Source organism: Micromonospora sp. ATLC16 (genome assembly GCF_057196645.1).
Window position 1 is genome coordinate 39,165 of sequence record NZ_JBXUOW010000029.1, and the last position, 16,528, is coordinate 55,692.

Genomic DNA, 16,528 nt, shown 5'->3' on the forward strand with positions numbered 1-16,528 from the left:
GATGGCGGGTTTCGGGGAGCCGGGTTCGGCTCCGGTGGACGCGGCCGGGATGACCGTCGGTGTGGTCGCCGCGCGTTGGCACGGTGAGCTGACCGACCACATGCTCGGCCGGGCGGTCGCCGCCGCGCAGACGTGCGGTGCGCGGGCGGTGGTGGCTCGGGTGGCCGGCTCGGTGGAGCTGCCCGTGGTGGCGCAGGCCCTGGCCCGGCGCTGCGACGTGGTGGTCGCCCTCGGCGTGGTGGTACGCGGTGCCACCGCCCACTTCGACTACGTGTGCCGTTCGGTCACCGACGGCCTGACCCGGGTCGCCCTTGACGAGGGCAAGCCGGTCGCGCACGGCGTGCTCACCGTGGACACCATCGAGCAGGCCCGCGACCGCGCCGGCCTGCCCGACTCCGCCGAGGACAAGGGCTGGTCGTCGACGGTGGCCGCCCTCGACGCCGCCCTCGCCATCCGCCAGACCGCCACCGCCACCCACCCCCTCGGCTTCACCACCTGACCAACCCCACTCACACACCCGCCCCTGCCCGGTCGATCAAGAAGCATGCGTCGAAAGTCCGCTCACGAGACGAAACTGCTTGATCAACACGTGGGTGGCGGGGGTGCGGCGCGCCGGTCAGGTGAGGTCGGGGGCCTTGGCGGCCTGGGTGAGCCACTGGTGCTCCAGCTGTTCGAGCACGCCGTTGCTGGCGAGCTGTCCGACCGCCGCGCTGACGCAACCGGTGAGCGGCGAGTCCTTCTCCAGCAGCAGCCCGAACGCCTCCGGGCTGCCCACCTGGGGCAACTGTCCGACGATCACCGCGTTGTCGATCTCCGTGCCGGTGAGGCGGAACGCGGCTGGCAGGTCCACCACCAGGCCGTCGATCTTTCCGTTCCGCAGGGCCTTCTTGGCGTCGTCGTCGTTGTCGTAGACCCGTGGTTCGGACGTGGGTCGGACCACGTCGGTGATGGCCTGGTGGCTGGTCGTGCCGGCATGGGCGCCGAGCCGGGCGTCCCGCAGCTCGGCGAGCGAGGTCCTGCCCGCGATCTCGGAGGACTTCAGCGCGATCACCGCCTGCCGGACCAGGTGGTACGGCGCGGAGAAGTCGACCGCCTGCTTGCCCTCCTCGCTGATCGAGAACTGGTCGACGCCGAAGTCGAAGGTCTTGGGTCCGGGGCCGATGGCGGCGTCGGACCCCACCCGGGTCCAGGTGACGTCGTCACGGGCGTAGCCGAGCTGCTCGGCCACCGCGTAGGCCACGGCCGACTCGAAGCCCTCGCCGTTCTCGGGCTTGTCGTCGACAAACCACGGCTGTTGCGCCGGTTCGTCGGTGGCGATGGTGAGCTTGCCCGGCGTCTGGGTGGGCAGGCTTCCCCTCGCGCACGCCATCGACACGGTCGGCATGGGCGCGGGCCGGGCCTGTGGCGTGCAGGCGCTGGCCGCGAGCAGGACGGCTGCTGCGGAGGCGAACGCGAGGATACGTGGGGTGGTGACCATGGCGGACAGCGTACGACCAACATAGGCGAGGATCGAAGGGTTGTCCCACCGCCCCGGTCGGTGTGCCGGTCCCGTCCACCGGTCACCACCGACCCGGTGCTCGGGTCGACCCTCGGCGACTGCGAGAATTCGTCTCCGTGAAGACGTTCGAGGAGTTGTTCGCGGAGCTGCAGGCCAAGGCCGCGGCCGGCGCCCCCGGCTCGGGCACGGTCGCCGCACTGGAGAAGGGTGTGCACTTCATCGGCAAGAAGGTCGTCGAGGAGGCGGCCGAGTCGTGGATGGCCGCCGAGTACGAGGGGCCCGAGCGCACCGCCGAGGAGATCTCCCAGCTGCTCTACCAGGTCCAGGTGCTGATGCTCGCCAGCGGTCTCGACCTGAAGGACGTCTACCGACATCTGTGAGTGCCCCCACCGTCGAACCGAAACCGATCGAAGGAGCACTCCGTCATGCTGCGTGTCGCCGTGCCCAACAAGGGTGCCCTGGCCGACTCGGCCGCCCAGATGCTGCGTGAGGCGGGCTACCGCCAGCGCACCGACACCAAGGACCTGGTCTGCCGCGACCAGGCCAACGACATCGAATTCTTCTACCTGCGGCCGAAGGACATCGCCACCTACGTCGGCTCCGGCGACCTGGACGTCGGCATCACCGGCCGGGACCTGCTGATCGACTCCGGCGCGCCGGCCGAGGAGGTCGTCGACCTGAACTTCGCCCGGGCCACCTTCCGGTTCGCCGCCCGACCGGACGACGTCGACGACGTACGGGAGCTGGGTGGGCACCGGATCGCCACCGCGTACCCGGGGCTGGTCGAGCGGCACCTCGCCGAGCTGGGCGTCAAGGCTGACGTGACCCGCCTCGACGGTGCGGTGGAGAACGCCATCCGGTTGGGCGTCGCCGACGTGGTCGCCGACGTGGTCGAGACCGGGGCCACGCTGCGCCAGGCCGGTCTGGTCGTCTTCGGTGAGCCGCTGCTGCGATCCTCGGCGGTGTTGGTACGCCGCACCGGCGCGGCCTCGCACCCGCAGGCCGAGCAGCTGCTGCGCCGGCTGCACGGGGTGCTGGTGGCCCGCCGCTACGTGATGCTCGCCTACGACGTGCCGGCCGGGCTGCTGGATCGGGCCAGCTCGCTCACCCCGGGCATCGAGTCGCCGACGGTCTCGCCGTTGCACCGGGAGGGCTGGGTGGCGGTGGAGGCCATGGTGCTCCGCGACGACGTGCACCGGATCATGGACGAACTCTACGAACTGGGCGCCCGCGCGATCCTGGTCACCAACATCCACGCCTGCCGGTTGTGAGCCGCTGCCCAGACGGCACGTGAGGTCCACGTCAGTGTGGCGGCGGCCGACCGGCCGGAACCGGATGGCAGACTTGGGCCATGAGTGAGCGGCGGGACGCGGCGCAGCCCAGCGCCGGCACGGGCGAGCGTGAGCAGGCGGCCGGCGTCGAGTCGATCCGGCTGCGGCCGCGACGGATCCGACTGGTCTGCGGGGTGTCGGCCGTCCTGCTGGTCGTGGTCTTCACGCTGGTCGCCACCACGCTGACCGGGCCGACCGGTAACGGGTACGGCACCTTCCAGCGCGGTGACCAGCTCGCCATGATCGGGCTCGGGATCGTGTTCGCCCTGGGTGCCCTGCTGTTCACCCGGCCCCGGGTCGAGGCGGACGTGCGGGGGGTGCGGGTCCGCAACATCATCGGCTCGTACGAGCTGCCGTGGGAGGTCGTCCGGGGGATCCGGTTCGACCGGGGCGCCCCGTGGGCGGCCCTGGAGCTGTACGACGACGACCTGCTGCCGGTGGTCGCCCTCCAGGCCGCCGACAAGCAGCTCGCCGTCGACGGGGTGCGCGCGCTGCGCCGGCTGCACAAGGCGCATCTGGCCGCGCTCGCCGCGCGGGCGGCGGGTCAGCGCCCGGTTTGAGGTCGCCGTCACCGAGGGTGTAGTGTTGTCAAGTCGACCAGGCTGTCCGCTCAGGCGGGTGGCCGTGAAAGCGGAGCGCCTGCTCCCACCTGAGTCGCCGCATCCGGCGGCCGGGTCCGGTCACCGGTTCCGGGCACGTCCCGGTGCCGGATGCGCGATCCTGTGATCGTGCCGACCGGTCGAGCAGGCCCTGGCATACGCCGGGGCCTTCTACTTTCCGGGCGCGGTTCCCACCGGGAGCCGCCGGGTCGGCCACGCATGAAGATCCGACTCGAGGAGGCCCCATCAGCGTCGAACCACGCGTGAACGATCAGATCCGGGCACGTGAGGTCCGACTGGTCGGCCCCGAGGGTGAGCAGGTGGGCATCGTCCCGCTGGAGCGCGCCCTTCAGCTGGCCGCGGACGTCGATCTGGACCTGGTCGAGGTTGCGCCGATGGCGCGCCCGCCGGTGTGCAAGCTCATGGACTTCGGCAAGTTCAAGTACGAGAGCGCACTGAAGGCGCGCGAAGCGCGGCGTAACCAGCAGCAGACCGTCATCAAGGAGATGAAGCTCCGGCCGAAGATCGATCCGCACGACTACGAGACCAAGAAGGGTCACGTGGTGCGGTTCCTCAAGGCCGGCGACAAGGTCAAGGTGACGATCATGTTCCGCGGTCGCGAGCAGAGCCGCCCGGAGCTGGGCTACCGGCTCCTGCGCCGGCTCGAGTCCGAGATCACGGAACTGGGATACGTGGAGTCCGCTCCGAAGCAGGACGGCCGAAACATGATCATGGTTCTCGCTCCGCACCGGGCCGTGAAGGCATCCGCGGTCGCCGCCACGGCGTCCCGTGGTGGCCCTCGGGAGCGGACCGCGGAGGAACCCGCCGCCGCGGCCGCCGAACCTGCGGTGACAAGTGAGAGCGCAGCAGCCGGTGAGACCGGCGCGACCGCTGACACCAGCGGTCAGTAGCAGGGGAGAAGACGTTCCACATGCCGAAGATGAAGAGCCACACGGGGATGGGCAAGCGGGTCCGTGTGACCGGCAAGGGCAAGATCACGAAGCAGCAGGCCGGTCTGCGCCACAACCTGGAGAAGAAGCCCTCCACCCGCACCCGCCGACTGACGGGCGTGGTCGAGGTGGCCAAGGCTGACGTCAAGCGCATCAAGAAGCTGCTCGGCCGCTGACGCGCGCCACCTGAATCCAAGAAGGAGTTGAGATGGCACGCGTCAAGCGGGCTGTTAACGCCCAGAAGAAGCGCCGTACCCTGCTGGAGACCGCGAGCGGATACCGCGGTCAGCGCTCCCGGCTGTACCGCAAGGCCAAGGAGCAGGTGCTGCACTCGATGCAGTACGCCTACCGGGACCGTCGCGACCGCAAGGGCGACTTCCGGCAGCTGTGGATCCAGCGGATCAACGCGGGTGCCCGCGCCAACGGGATGACCTACAACCGGCTGATCCAGGGCCTGCGCCTGGCCGGCATCGAGGTCGACCGCAAGATCCTGGCCGACCTGGCGGTCAACGACGCCGCCGCGTTCGCGGCGATCGTCGAGCTGGCCCGGGTCGCCGTGCAGGCCGAGGGCACCGGCGGCGCGCCCGCCCAGGCCGCCTGAGTCCCATCCAGCGCAGCGAGGCGTCCCTCGGCAACGGGGGACGCCTCGCGCGTGTGGTCCAGACCATGCCCTTCACACCGCGTACGCCCCGGGTGGTGGCCGCGCGCCGACTTCAGCGTCGTCGCGAACGCGACGCCTCGGGTCGGTTTCTCGCCGAAGGACCGCAGGCGGTCCGGGAGGCGTTGAGCCGATCCCGCACCGTGCTGGAGCTGTTCGGCACCCCCGCCGCCCTCGACCGGTACGCCGACCTCGCGGCGAGCGCCGCCCGCGACGACGTACCCGTCTCCGAGGTGACCGACGAGGCGCTGGCCGCGCTCGCTGAGACCGTCGCCCCGCAGGGGCTGGTCGCCGTCTGCCGGCACCTCGACGTGTCCCTGGCCGTCGCGCTGTCCCGCAGCCCCCGACTGGTGGCCGTGCTCGCCGGCATCCGTGACCCGGGCAACGCCGGCACGGTGCTGCGTACCGCCGACGCGGCCGGCGCCACTGTGGTGATCTTCGCGGGTGACGCCGTCGACCCGTACAACGGCAAGTGCGTCAGGTCGTCCGCGGGCAGCCTGTTCCACGTCGACGTGGTCCGGGAACGCGACCCGGTCGCGACGCTCACCGCCGCCCGGGCCGCCGGGCTTACCGTGCTCGCGGCCACCGGCCACGGTGACGAGGACCTGGACGAGCTGCTCGACGCCGGCCGGCTGGGCGTACCGACCGCCTGGTTGTTCGGCTCCGAGGCGCACGGCCTGCCCGTCGAGCTGGCCGAGGCCGCCGACGCCCGGGTCCGGGTGCCGCTGCACGGGCGGGCCGAGAGCCTCAACCTGGCTGCGGCGGCGGCCGTCTGCCTGTACTCTTCAGCCAGAGCACAGCGCTGACCCGAGGTCACGCGCGCATGACGGAGGAGATGCGGCCCCGATGGTGAACGCACCACGGCGTTCGTTTAGCCAGCCCGCCGGTGTCGGCGGGCGGCGGGCCTGACCTGCTCTCCACGCGACTCCCACCGGCGGGCTGCGGCACAGCCGCGCGTCCGTAGACTCGCCTAGCCGCCCGCGAGGGCCGGCGCCGTCGTGAGGGAGTGCCCGTACGCCATGACTTACCGCAATGATCCGTACGACCCGAAGCAGGTCGCCCTGCTCGACCCGGCCGCACTGGCCGAGGCCGTGACCGAGGCCGAGAAGGCGTTCGCCGCCGCCGGTGCCCCCGAGGCGCTGGCCGCGGTGCGCCCGGCGCACCTGGGCGACCGGGCCCCGGTCTCGCTGGCCCGCCGCGAGATCGGCGCGCTGCCGCCGGCCGCCAAGGCCGACGCCGGCAAGCGGGTCAACGAGGCGCGTCGCGCCATCGAGCAGGCGCACGCCGCCCGCGCCGAGGTGCTGGAGCGCGAGCAGGCCGAGCGGGTCCTGGTCGCCGAACGAGTCGACGTGACGCTCCCGTACGACCGGCATCCGCGTGGCTCCCGGCACCCGATCACGCTGCTGATGGAGCAGATCAGCGACCTGTTCATCGGGATGGGCTACGAGGTGGCCGAGGGTCCCGAGGTCGAGCTGGAGTGGACCAACTTCGACGCGCTGAACATCCCCGTCGACCACCCTGCCCGGGGGCTGATGGACACCTTCCACATCGCACCGGAGGGTTCCGGTCTGGTGCTGCGTACCCACACCTCGCCGGTGCAGGCGCGCACCATGCTCACCCGCAAACCGCCGATCTACGTGGTCGTCCCCGGCCGCGTCTACCGCACCGACGAGTTGGACGCCACCCACTCCCCGGTCTTCTACCAGGTCGAGGGCCTGGTGGTGGACAAGGGCATCACGATGGCGCACCTGCGCGGCACGCTCGACCACTTCGCCCGGGCGATGTTCGGCGCGGGTGCGAAGACCCGGTTCCGGCCGCACTACTTCCCGTTCACGGAGCCGTCGGCCGAGTTCGACGTGTGGTTCCCGGAACACCGCAAGGGTCCACAGTGGGTCGAGTGGGGTGGCTGCGGCATGGTCAACCCGCGGGTTCTGCGGGCCTGCGGCATCGACCCGGAGGTCTACTCCGGCTTCGCCTTCGGCATGGGCATCGACCGGACTGTGATGTTCCGGCACGCCGTGGGCGACATGCGGGACCTGGTCGAGGGCGACGTCCGGTTCACCCGGGCGTTCGGCCACGGGGCTTAGTGCGGGCGCGAGTTACGGAGACGGTGGTTATACATCATGCGAGTTTCTCTCAGTTGGCTGCGGGAGTACGTCGACGTTCCCGACCTGCCCGTTGACGTGCTGGAGCGGGCCCTGGTCGACCTCGGCATCGAGGTCGAGTCCATCGTGGACCTCTCCGGCACGGTCACCGGGCAGCTGGTGGTCGGTGAGGTCCTGGAGATCGAGGAGCTGACCGGCTTCAAGAAGCCGATCCGGTTCTGCCTGGTGAACGTGGGCACCGCCAACGGCACCGGCGAGCCGCAGGAGATCGTCTGCGGTGCCCGCAACTTCGCCCCGGGCGACCGGGTCGTGGTCATCCTGCCCGGCGGAGTCCTGCCGGGTGGCTTCGCCATCGGTGCCCGCCGGACGTACGGGCGCAACTCCAACGGCATGATCTGCTCGGCCCGGGAACTGGGCCTGGGTGACGACCATGACGGCATCCTGGTGCTGCCCGAACACGTGGTGGCCGAGCCCGGCGACGACGCGCGTCCGGTGGTCGGCCTCGACGACGTCATCGTCGAGGTGGAGATCACCCCGGACCGGGGCTACCAGATGTCCCTGCGCGGGCTCGCCCGCGAGCTGGCGCACGCCCTCGGCCTGGACTACTCCGACCGGGGCCGGATGCCCGCGACGCCCGGCACACCCGAGCCGGCGTACCCGGTCGAGGTGCGTGACCCGGTCGGCTGCGACCGGTTCGCGGCCCGGATGGTGCGCGGCGTCGACCCGGCGGCGCAGACCCCGGAGTGGATGCGGCAGCGACTCACCGTCGCCGGCATCCGCAGCATCTCGCTGCCGGTCGACATCACCAACTACGTGATGCTCGAACTCGGCCAGCCGATGCACGCCTTCGACGCCGACCGGATCGCCGGCCCGCTCGTGGTGCGCCGGGCGGTACCGGGCGAGAAACTGACCACGCTCGACGGGGTGACCCGTGCCCTCGCCCCCGAGGACATGGTCATCTGCGACGCCGGGCTGCCGAACCCGCTCGCCGCCGAAGGCGACGGCACGCCGATCTCGCTTGCCGCCGTGATGGGCGGCGAGACCAGCGAGGTGCTGCCGGGCACCGTCAACGTGCTCTTCGAGGCCGCGCACTGGGACCCGGCGATGGTGGGCGGCACCGCCCGCCGGCACAAGCTGTTCAGTGAGGCGGCGAAGCGCTGGGAGCGGGGGGTGGATCCGGCGCTGCCGCTGGTCGCCCTGGACCGGGCGGTCGGGTTGCTCACCTCGTACGCGGGCGGCACCGCCAGCGAGGAGGTGCTGGACATCAACCACGTCCGGCCGCGTACCCCGGTCACCCTGCCGGCCGACCTGCCCACCCGGCGGGTCGGTGTGGACTATCCGCCGGCCCGGGTGGTCGCCCTGCTGGAGCAGGTCGGCTGCACCGTGACGCGGGGCACCGACCGGTTGGCCGAGGATCCGGGCGAGGTGGCGGTGGCCGCTGGTGGCGGCGAGGCGCTCAGCGTCACCCCGCCCACCTGGCGGCCCGACCTGACCGACCCGGCGGATCTGGTCGAGGAGGTGGTCCGCCTCGACGGGTACGACAGGGTGCCGTCGGTGCTGCCGACCGCGCCGCCCGGCCGGGGCCTGACCTGGCAGCAGCGACGCCACCGGGCGGTCTCCCGCTCTCTGGCCGAGCGTGGCTACGTCGAGATCCTGGCGCACCCGTTCGTCGCCACCGAGCTGGCCGACCAGCTCGGCCTGCCCACCGACGACCCGCGCCGCCGCGCGGTACGGCTGGCCAACCCGCTGTCGGAGAAGGAGCCGCTGCTGCGCACCACGCTGCTCGGCCCGCTGCTCGGTATCGTCCGGCGCAACCTCGGCCGGGGCCTGCGGGATCTGTCCCTCTACGAGATCGGCACGGTCTTCCACCCTCGGCCGGACGCCGGCAGCCCGCCGGCGATGGGCGTCGACCGGCGTCCCACCGACGCGGAGTTCGCCGCCGCCGACGCGGTGGTGCCGCGCCAACCCCGGCACGCCGCCGTCGTGCTGACCGGCGACATCGAGCCGGCCGGCTGGTGGGGCGGCGGGCGGGCGGCAGGCTGGGCGGACGCCGTAGAGGCGGGCCGCGCGGTGCTCGCCGCCGCCGGGGTACCCGACGGGCAGGTCGAGGTGCGGTCTGCTGACTACGCCCCCTGGCACCCGGGCCGCTGCGCGGAGCTGCTGGTCGACGGGACGGTGGTCGGTCACGCCGGTGAGCTGCACCCGCAGGTCGTGGCGACGCTGGAGTTGCCGAGGCGGACCTGCGCCATGGAACTGGACCTGGACGCCCTGCCGTCGGCCCCGCCGGTCGGCGCGCCGTCGGTGTCGACGTTCCCGCCGGCCCTGATCGACGTGGCGCTGGTGGTGGCCGAGTCGGTGCCGGCGGCGCAGGTGCGCCAGGCGCTCGTCGAGGGCACCGGTGAGCTGCTGGAGTCTGTCAGCCTGTTCGACGTGTACGCGTCGGAGCAACTCGGCGCCGGCCGCAAGTCGTTGGCCTACAAGCTCACCTTCCGGGCGCCGGACCGCACCCTGACCGTCGAGGAGGCGGTGGCCGCCCGCGACGCCGCCGTCGCCCGCGCCGCCGAACGCTACGGCGCCACCCTCCGCGGCGCCTGACAGGCAGGCAACGGGGGCCCCTTCTGCACGCCGCGTGCGGAGAAGGGGCCCCCGTTGCATCCTCGGCTTCACGGCCACCACTTCACCGTGGGTGCGGGGCAGTTCCGCCACGACCCGGGCCACTCTGATCTTGACCGGGTACGAGGTGAAGTCGATCCGTCGCCGGTTCGACCAGCGCAGCTGGACGCGGAGGACGGTGCCGGTGCCTCGGTAGGTTGGTCCCGGGAACAGGTTCAACCCGCTGGAAACCCGCACGTCCGCCACTCGGTGCCGAGGCAGGCCGATCGTTCGGGAGCGGGCGGTCGACCTCGCCCGCGAGCACGAGCGGATCGAGCTTGAGTGCCACCACGAGCTACAGAAGATCCGTGCCTGGCAGGCCGACGACCTGACCCGCCGGTGGGCTGCGGTGTTGCAGAGCCTGGAGGACGACCCGGTCACCGGGCATGCGGCGCGGCTGGCCGGCGAGCAGTTCGCCGAGGTCTTCCAGCGGTACGTGGTGGAGCGCCGTGACACCGTCCCGGATTTGGTGAGTCTGCTGCGGGAGGCGGTGAAGGGCCACGGTGATCTCGGTCTCGGGCCGTCCGAGTACACGCAGGCGTGGGACGCCGCGCTGCGGACGTACGAGCATCAGCACGGGCTGTCGGGGCGGGCCAACTGATCGTGGGGGGGGCCGCCTCCGCCCCCCCCGGGCCCCCCCCCCCCCCCCCCCCCCCCCCCCCCCCCCCCCCCCCCCCCCCCCCCCCCCCCCCCCCCCCGCACTACATCACCATGCGCACAATCGTATGACCTTGCAGTAACTTCCCTTCGAGGCTATTCTCACTGCATAGTCATGCGGAGGTAGGTATGGGGATTCGGGCTGCGGTCGCCGGGGCAAGTGGGTACGCCGGTGGTGAGCTGCTCCGCCTGCTCGCCGGACACCCCGAGTTCGACCTGGTCGCCGCGACCGCGCACAGTCAGGCCGGGCAGCCGCTCGACGCCGTCCATCCGCAGCTGACCGGGCTGGACGTGACCCTCGGTGCGACCGCTCCGGAGGTGCTGGCCGATGCCGACCTCGTCTTCCTCGCCCTGCCGCACGGCGAGTCCGCCGCTCTCGCGGCACAACTGCCCGCCGGGGTCCGGATCGTCGATCTCGGTGCCGACCACCGGCTGGTGGACGCCGACGCCTGGGCCCGTTACTACGGGGGCCCGCACGCGGGTGCCTGGACCTACGGCCTGCCGGAGTTGCCGGGTCAGCGGGAGCGGATCGCCGCCGCCGAACGGGTGGCCAGCACCGGCTGCTACGCGGCGACGATCACCCTCGCGCTGGCCCCGCTGATCGCCGCCGGTGTCGCCCGACCCGACGACGTGGTGGTCGTCGCCGCGTCCGGCACCTCGGGCGCGGGCCGGGCCGCCAAGGCGCACCTGCTGGCCAGTGAGGTGATGGGCGACCTGTCGCCCTACAAGGTGGGCGCGCACCAGCACGTACCCGAGATCAAGCAGGCCACCGGGGCGACCGGGCTGTCGTTCACGCCGGTGCTGGCCCCGATGCCGCGCGGCATCCTGGCCACGGTCACCGCGCTGCCGACCGGCGAGGCCGATCCGCGCCCGGTGCTGGCACAGGCGTACGCGGACGAACCGTTCGTGCATCTGCTGCCCGCGGGGCGGTGGCCGCACACCGCCGCCACGCTCGGCGGCAACTCCTGTCATCTGCAGGCCACCGTCGATGTCGACTCCGGTCGGCTGATCGTGGTCGCCGCGCTGGACAACCTCGGCAAGGGCGCCGCAGGTCAGGCGGTGCAGAACGCCAATCTGATGTTCGGTCTGCCCGAAACCACGGGCCTGTCCGTCTGGGGGACCGCACCGTGACCGTGACCACACCCCAGGGTTTCCGGGCGGCCGGGGTGGCCGCCGGCCTGAAGAACAGCGGCGAGCCGGATGTGGCGCTGGTGGTCAACGACGGCCCCGACGCCGGTGTCGCCGGTGTCTTCACCACCAACCGGGTCAAGGCCGCGCCGGTGCTCTGGACCGAGCAGGTCGTCCGGGGCGGCATCGTGCGGGCGGTGGTGCTCAACTCCGGTGGCGCGAACGCCTGCACCGGCCCGGCCGGCTTCCAGGACACCCACGCCACCGCCGAGCACACCGCCGCCGCGTTGGTCTCGGCCACCGTGCGTCAGATCGGCGCGGGTGAGGTGGCGGTCTGCTCCACCGGCCTGATCGGCGAACGGCTGCCCATGGACCGGCTCCTGCCCGGGGTCGCCGCCGCGGTCGGGAGCCTGGGTGACAACGGCGTCGCCGCCGCTGAAGCGATCATGACGACGGACACCCGACCCAAGACCACCGTCGTCTCCGGTGCCGGCTGGACCGTCGGTGGCATGGCCAAGGGGGCCGGCATGCTGGCCCCGGCGATGGCCACCATGCTCTGCGTCCTCACCACCGACGCGGTGGCCGGGCCGGAGGCGCTCGACGCCGCGCTGCGGGCGGCCACCCGGGTCACCTTCGACCGGGTCGACTCCGATGGCTGCATGTCGACGAACGACACGGTGCTGCTGCTGGCCAGCGGCGCCTCGGGTGTCGCGCCGAGCGAGGCGGAGTTGGCCTCGGCGGTCACCGCAGCCTGTCTCGATCTGGCCCAGCAGCTGCTCGCCGACGCGGAGGGTGCCACCAAGCAGGTCGCCATCGAGGTCGTCGGCGCTGCGGACGAGGACGACGCGGTGGAGGTTGGCCGGGCGGTGGCCCGCAACAACCTGGTGAAGACCGCGCTGTTCGGCAAGGACCCGAACTGGGGTCGGATCCTCGCCGCCGTCGGTACCACCACCGCCGCGTTCGACCCGGACGCCCTGGACGTGGCGATCAACGGCAGCTGGGTCTGCCGGGGTGGCGCGGCGGCCGAGGACCGCTCGAAGGTAGACCTCGCCGGCCGGGACGTCACCATCCGGATCGACCTGCACGCCGGTACCGCCGGGGCGACGGTGTGGACCAACGATCTGTCGCACGCCTACGTGCACGAGAACTCGGCCTACTCAACGTGAGCGCGAGGAATGCAGCGCAGCGGAGTCCCGCAGTCGCGAACGGAAGGTGGCTCGGTGAGCGCGAGGAATGCAGCGCAGCGGAGTCCCGCAGTCGCGAACGGAAGGTGGCTCGGTGACTCTGAGTTCTGATCTGACTCGTGCCCAGGCGAAGGCCGCCACGCTGATCGAGGCGCTGCCGTGGCTGGCCCGCTTCTCCGGCGCCACGCTCGTGATCAAGTACGGCGGCAACGCCATGGTCGACCCGGAGTTGCAGCGGGCCTTCGCCGCCGACATGGTGTTCCTGCGTTACGTCGGGCTCAAGCCGGTGGTGGTGCACGGCGGCGGACCGCAGATCTCGGCCATGCTCGGCCGGTTGGGCATCGACAGCGAGTTCCGGGGTGGTCTGCGGGTGACCACCCCGGAGGCGATGGACGTGGTCCGGATGGTGCTGGTCGGCCAGGTGGGCCGGGAACTGGTCGGGTTGATCAACGCGTACGGGCCGTTCGCGGTGGGTCTCTCCGGCGAGGACGCCGGGCTGTTCACGGCGGTGCGGCGGCCCGCGTACGTCAACGGGCAGCCGGTCGACGTCGGCCAGGTCGGTGACGTCGAGTCGGTGGACGTCTCGGCGGTGGACGACCTGATCGCCGCCGGCCGGATTCCGGTGATCTCCACGGTGGCGCCGGACGTGGACGGGGTGTTGCACAACCTGAACGCCGACACCGCTGCCGCCGCGCTCGCGGTCGCCCTGCGGGCGCGCAAGCTGGTGGTGCTCACCGACGTGCCCGGCCTGTACGCCGACTGGCCCGACACGTCCAGCCTGGTCAGCCAGATCAGCACCGACGAGTTGGCGAAGCTGCTGCCGTCGCTGGAGTCGGGCATGGTGCCGAAGATGGAGGCGTGCCTGCGGGCCGTCATCGGGGGAGTGCCGGCCGCGCACGTCGTGGACGGTCGGGTCGCCCGCTCCACCCTGCTGGAAGTGTTCACCTCGGAAGGGTTCGGAACGATGGTGATTCCCTCATGAGTGCTCTGGTCAGCCGCTGGCGGCAGGCGATGATGGACAACTACGGCACGCCGCCGATGGCGCTGGTGGCGGGCTCCGGCGCCGTCGTGGTCGACGAGGCCGGCCGAGAGTACGTCGACCTGCTCGGCGGCATCGCGGTCAATGTTCTCGGCCACGCCCACCCGGCGGTGGTGGCGGCCGTGTCGAAGCAGGTCGCGACCCTCGGCCACGTCTCCAATCTGTACGTTTCCGAGCCGCCGGTGGCCCTGGCCGAGTTGCTGCTGGCGCTGGCCGGCCGGCCGGGGCGGGTGTTCTTCGCCAACTCCGGAGCCGAGGCCAACGAGGCGGCGTTCAAGCTTTCCCGGTGCACCGGCCGTTCGCACGTGGTGGCCACCGTCGGCGGCTTCCACGGCCGCACCATGGGCGCCCTCGCGTTGACCGGTCAACCGGCCAAGGCCGACCCGTTCCGTCCGCTGCCGGGCGAGGTCACCCACGTGCCGTACGGTGATGTCGCCGCCCTGGCCGCGGCGGTGACCGACGCCACGGCCATGGTGATCCTGGAACCGATTCAGGGCGAGAACGGAGTGGTGGTCCCGCCTGCCGGTTATCTTGCCGAGGCCCGGCGGATCACCGCCCGGCACGGTGCCCTGCTGGTGCTGGACGAGGTGCAGACGGGCGTCGGCCGGACCGGGCACTGGTTCGCTCACCAGGCCGACGGCGTCGAACCGGACGTGGTGACCCTGGCCAAGGGGCTCGGTGGCGGACTGCCCATCGGCGCGACCCTGGCCTTCGGCCCGGCGGCCGACCTACTCGCCCCTGGTTCGCACGGCAGCACCTTCGGCGGCAACCCGATCAGTTGTGCCGCCGCCCTGGCGGTGGTTTCCACGATCGCCGGTGAGGGGCTGCTCGATCACGTGAAGCGGGTCGGTGAGCGGCTGCGTCGGGGGATCGAGGCACTCGGTCATCCGCTGGTGGGCGGGGTACGCGGTGCGGGGCTGCTGCTCGGCGTCACCCTCACCGCACCGGCGTCCGCCGCCCTCGCCGGGGCGCTGCGCGAGGCTGGCTTCCTGGTCAACCCGATCCAGCCCGGTGTGATCCGCCTGGCCCCGCCCTTGATCCTCACCGCCGCCCAGGCCGACGCCTTCCTGACGGCGTTGCCGGCCGCCCTGGACGCGGCCACGAACACTCCGGATCGTGTTGCCCGGGAGACGCCGTCGCGTCGCACGACCCCGATCGCCGCTCCGGCGGTCGCCGCGGACCCTGTCCCGGACACGTCCGCTCAGGGGCGTTCTTGCACCGAGATCTCGACCGACACGATGATGCCGACGGAGGCTTCCGCATGATCCGGCACTTCCTGCGCGACGACGACCTGTCTCCGGCCGAGCAGTCCGCGGTGCTCGATCTGGCCGGCCGGATGAAGGCCGACCGCTTCGCGTTCGCGCCGTTGGCCGGGCCCCGCTCGGTGGCGGTGCTCTTCGACAAGCAGAGCCTGCGTACCCGGATCTCCTTCGACGTCGGCATCGCCGAACTCGGTGGTCACCCCCTGGTGGTGGACACCCAGGTCACCCATTTCGGCCGGGGCGAGTCGCTCGCCGACGCCGGCCGGGTGCTGTCCCGCTACGTGGCCGCGATCGTGTTGCGTACCTACGGCGACGAGCGGATCGCGGAGGTGGCCGCCGGCGCCACCGTGCCGGTGGTCAACGCCCTGACCGACGGGTTCCACCCGTGCCAGTTGCTTGCGGACCTGCTCACCGTCCGTGAGTGGTGTGGCGGCACCCAGGGGCGGACGATGGCCTATGTCGGGGACGCGGCCAACAACATGTCCCACTCGTATCTGCTGGCCGGCGCGACCGCCGGGATGCACGTGCGGGTCGCCGGTCCGGCCGGCTTCCATCCGGACGTGGACGTGGTGGCCCGCGCCGAGGCGATCGCCGCCGGCACCGGCGGTTCGGTCCGGGTGCTCACCGACCCGGTCGCCGCCGTGCGGGACGCCGACGTGGTGGCCACCGACACCTGGACCTCGATGGGGCAGGAGGGTGACGGGTTGGACCGCAACACCCCGTTCCTGCCGTACCAGGTCAACAAGGCGTTGCTCGGGCACGCCGCGCCGGAGGCCGTCGTGCTGCACTGCCTGCCGGCGCATCGCGGCGAGGAGATCACCGACGAGGTGCTCGACGGCCCCCGCAGCGCGGTGTTCGACCAGGCGGAGAATCGGCTGCACGCCCAGAAGGCGCTGCTGACCTTCCTTCTCCACGGGGAGCCGACATGACCGCACCACTGACCCGAGGCGCTCGGCACGCCCGCATCGTCGAGCTGATCCGCGACAAGCCGATCCGGTCGCAGACCGAACTGGCCGAGCTGCTCGGCGACGAGGGCGTGCAGGTCACTCAGGCCACCCTCTCCCGGGACCTGAAGGAACTCGGCGCGGTCACCGCCCGGGGCGGTGACGGCCGAGCCGTCTACGTCATCCCCGAGGACGGCCATCGCCCGCTGCGCGACGCCGAGGCGGCGCCGGCCCGCCTGGTACGGCTGCTGCGCGAACTGCTCAACGAGGTCGACTCCAGCGGCAACATCGCGGTCCTGCGTACCCCGCCGGGGGCCGCGCACTACCTGGCCAGCGCATTGGACCGGGCGGGCCTGTCGGAGGTCGTCGGCACCATCGCCGGCGACGACACCATCTTCGTCGTGGCGCGCGCCGCTGACGGTGGCGCCGCGCTCGGTGAACGACTCGCCGGCTGGGCCCGCCGGGACGACAGCGCCGAAGAGAGCGGTACGCCATGAGTGAGGTCGTGTCGGACGTGGGTG

General features: G+C 72.1%; 18 protein-coding genes. 17 read left to right on the forward strand and 1 reads right to left on the reverse strand.

The annotated features are described in order from the left end of the window. The first annotated feature begins 1 nt into the window (after position 1). Complete coding sequence (ribH, locus tag AC2CHE_RS14580; protein WP_484505432.1) at positions 2-499, forward strand: 6,7-dimethyl-8-ribityllumazine synthase; 498 nt, start codon at positions 2-4, stop codon at positions 497-499. 117 nt (positions 500-616) lie between these two features. Here ribH and AC2CHE_RS14585 read toward each other — a convergent pair whose 3' ends face one another. Continuing rightward, complete coding sequence (locus AC2CHE_RS14585; RefSeq protein ID WP_484505433.1) at positions 617-1,477, reverse strand: ABC transporter substrate-binding protein; 861 nt, start codon at positions 1,475-1,477, stop codon at positions 617-619. Positions 1,478-1,614: 137 nt separating this feature from the next. On the opposite strand from AC2CHE_RS14585, the gene AC2CHE_RS14590 reads away from it, so the two are divergent. The 16 genes from AC2CHE_RS14590 to AC2CHE_RS14665 all read left to right on the forward strand — a co-directional run bounded on the left by AC2CHE_RS14590 (position 1,615) and on the right by AC2CHE_RS14665 (position 16,504). Then, a complete protein-coding gene (locus AC2CHE_RS14590) occupies positions 1,615-1,878 on the forward strand; it encodes a phosphoribosyl-ATP diphosphatase (protein ID WP_484505434.1) in 264 nt (87 codons plus the stop codon). Between the two features lie 45 nt (positions 1,879-1,923). Beyond that, the gene (gene hisG / locus AC2CHE_RS14595) at positions 1,924-2,769 is read left to right on the forward strand and encodes an ATP phosphoribosyltransferase (protein WP_484505435.1); all 846 of its coding nucleotides are present in this window, start codon (positions 1,924-1,926) and stop codon (positions 2,767-2,769) included. Positions 2,770-2,849: 80 nt separating this feature from the next. Further along, on the forward strand, positions 2,850-3,389 hold the full coding sequence (locus AC2CHE_RS14600; RefSeq protein WP_484505436.1) for a PH domain-containing protein: 540 nt from the start codon (positions 2,850-2,852) through the stop codon (positions 3,387-3,389). A gap of 302 nt (positions 3,390-3,691) precedes the next feature. Continuing rightward, on the forward strand, positions 3,692-4,339 hold the full coding sequence (infC, locus tag AC2CHE_RS14605; protein WP_484505437.1) for a translation initiation factor IF-3: 648 nt from the start codon (positions 3,692-3,694) through the stop codon (positions 4,337-4,339). Between the two features lie 20 nt (positions 4,340-4,359). Beyond that, on the forward strand, positions 4,360-4,554 hold the full coding sequence (gene rpmI, locus AC2CHE_RS14610) for a 50S ribosomal protein L35 (protein WP_093404274.1): 195 nt from the start codon (positions 4,360-4,362) through the stop codon (positions 4,552-4,554). 32 nt (positions 4,555-4,586) lie between these two features. After that, positions 4,587-4,979 (forward strand): 50S ribosomal protein L20, encoded by a 393-nt coding sequence (gene rplT / locus AC2CHE_RS14615; protein ID WP_484505438.1) that lies wholly within the window; start codon positions 4,587-4,589, stop codon positions 4,977-4,979. A 65-nt stretch (positions 4,980-5,044) separates the two neighbouring features. Continuing rightward, on the forward strand, positions 5,045-5,842 hold the full coding sequence (locus AC2CHE_RS14620; protein ID WP_484505439.1) for a TrmH family RNA methyltransferase: 798 nt from the start codon (positions 5,045-5,047) through the stop codon (positions 5,840-5,842). 213 nt (positions 5,843-6,055) lie between these two features. Continuing rightward, positions 6,056-7,123, forward strand: coding sequence for a phenylalanine--tRNA ligase subunit alpha (gene pheS, locus AC2CHE_RS14625; RefSeq protein ID WP_484505440.1), 1,068 nt, complete (start codon positions 6,056-6,058; stop codon positions 7,121-7,123). Positions 7,124-7,159: 36 nt separating this feature from the next. Beyond that, on the forward strand, positions 7,160-9,736 hold the full coding sequence (gene pheT, locus AC2CHE_RS14630; protein WP_484505441.1) for a phenylalanine--tRNA ligase subunit beta: 2,577 nt from the start codon (positions 7,160-7,162) through the stop codon (positions 9,734-9,736). Positions 9,737-10,142: 406 nt separating this feature from the next. Continuing rightward, a complete protein-coding gene (locus AC2CHE_RS14635) occupies positions 10,143-10,394 on the forward strand; it encodes a hypothetical protein (RefSeq protein ID WP_484505442.1) in 252 nt (83 codons plus the stop codon). A 185-nt stretch (positions 10,395-10,579) separates the two neighbouring features. Further along, a complete protein-coding gene (argC, locus tag AC2CHE_RS14640) occupies positions 10,580-11,581 on the forward strand; it encodes an N-acetyl-gamma-glutamyl-phosphate reductase (RefSeq protein ID WP_484505443.1) in 1,002 nt (333 codons plus the stop codon). Then, a complete protein-coding gene (argJ, locus tag AC2CHE_RS14645) occupies positions 11,578-12,744 on the forward strand; it encodes a bifunctional glutamate N-acetyltransferase/amino-acid acetyltransferase ArgJ (protein ID WP_484505444.1) in 1,167 nt (388 codons plus the stop codon). The genes argC and argJ overlap by 4 nt, the downstream gene beginning before the upstream one ends. 67 nt (positions 12,745-12,811) lie before the next feature. Further along, positions 12,812-13,744 carry an acetylglutamate kinase gene (gene argB, locus AC2CHE_RS14650; RefSeq protein WP_484505445.1) on the forward strand — a complete coding sequence of 311 codons (933 nt, stop codon included), beginning with the start codon at positions 12,812-12,814 and terminating at the stop codon, positions 13,742-13,744. After that, a complete protein-coding gene (locus AC2CHE_RS14655; RefSeq protein WP_484505446.1) occupies positions 13,741-15,066 on the forward strand; it encodes an acetylornithine transaminase in 1,326 nt (441 codons plus the stop codon). The genes argB and AC2CHE_RS14655 overlap by 4 nt, the downstream gene beginning before the upstream one ends. Next, a complete protein-coding gene (argF, locus tag AC2CHE_RS14660; RefSeq protein ID WP_484505447.1) occupies positions 15,063-15,992 on the forward strand; it encodes an ornithine carbamoyltransferase in 930 nt (309 codons plus the stop codon). Before AC2CHE_RS14655 ends, argF begins: the two co-directional genes overlap by 4 nt. Next, positions 15,989-16,504 (forward strand): arginine repressor, encoded by a 516-nt coding sequence (locus AC2CHE_RS14665; RefSeq protein WP_281562115.1) that lies wholly within the window; start codon positions 15,989-15,991, stop codon positions 16,502-16,504. The genes argF and AC2CHE_RS14665 overlap by 4 nt, the downstream gene beginning before the upstream one ends. The last annotated feature ends 24 nt before the right edge of the window (positions 16,505-16,528 follow it).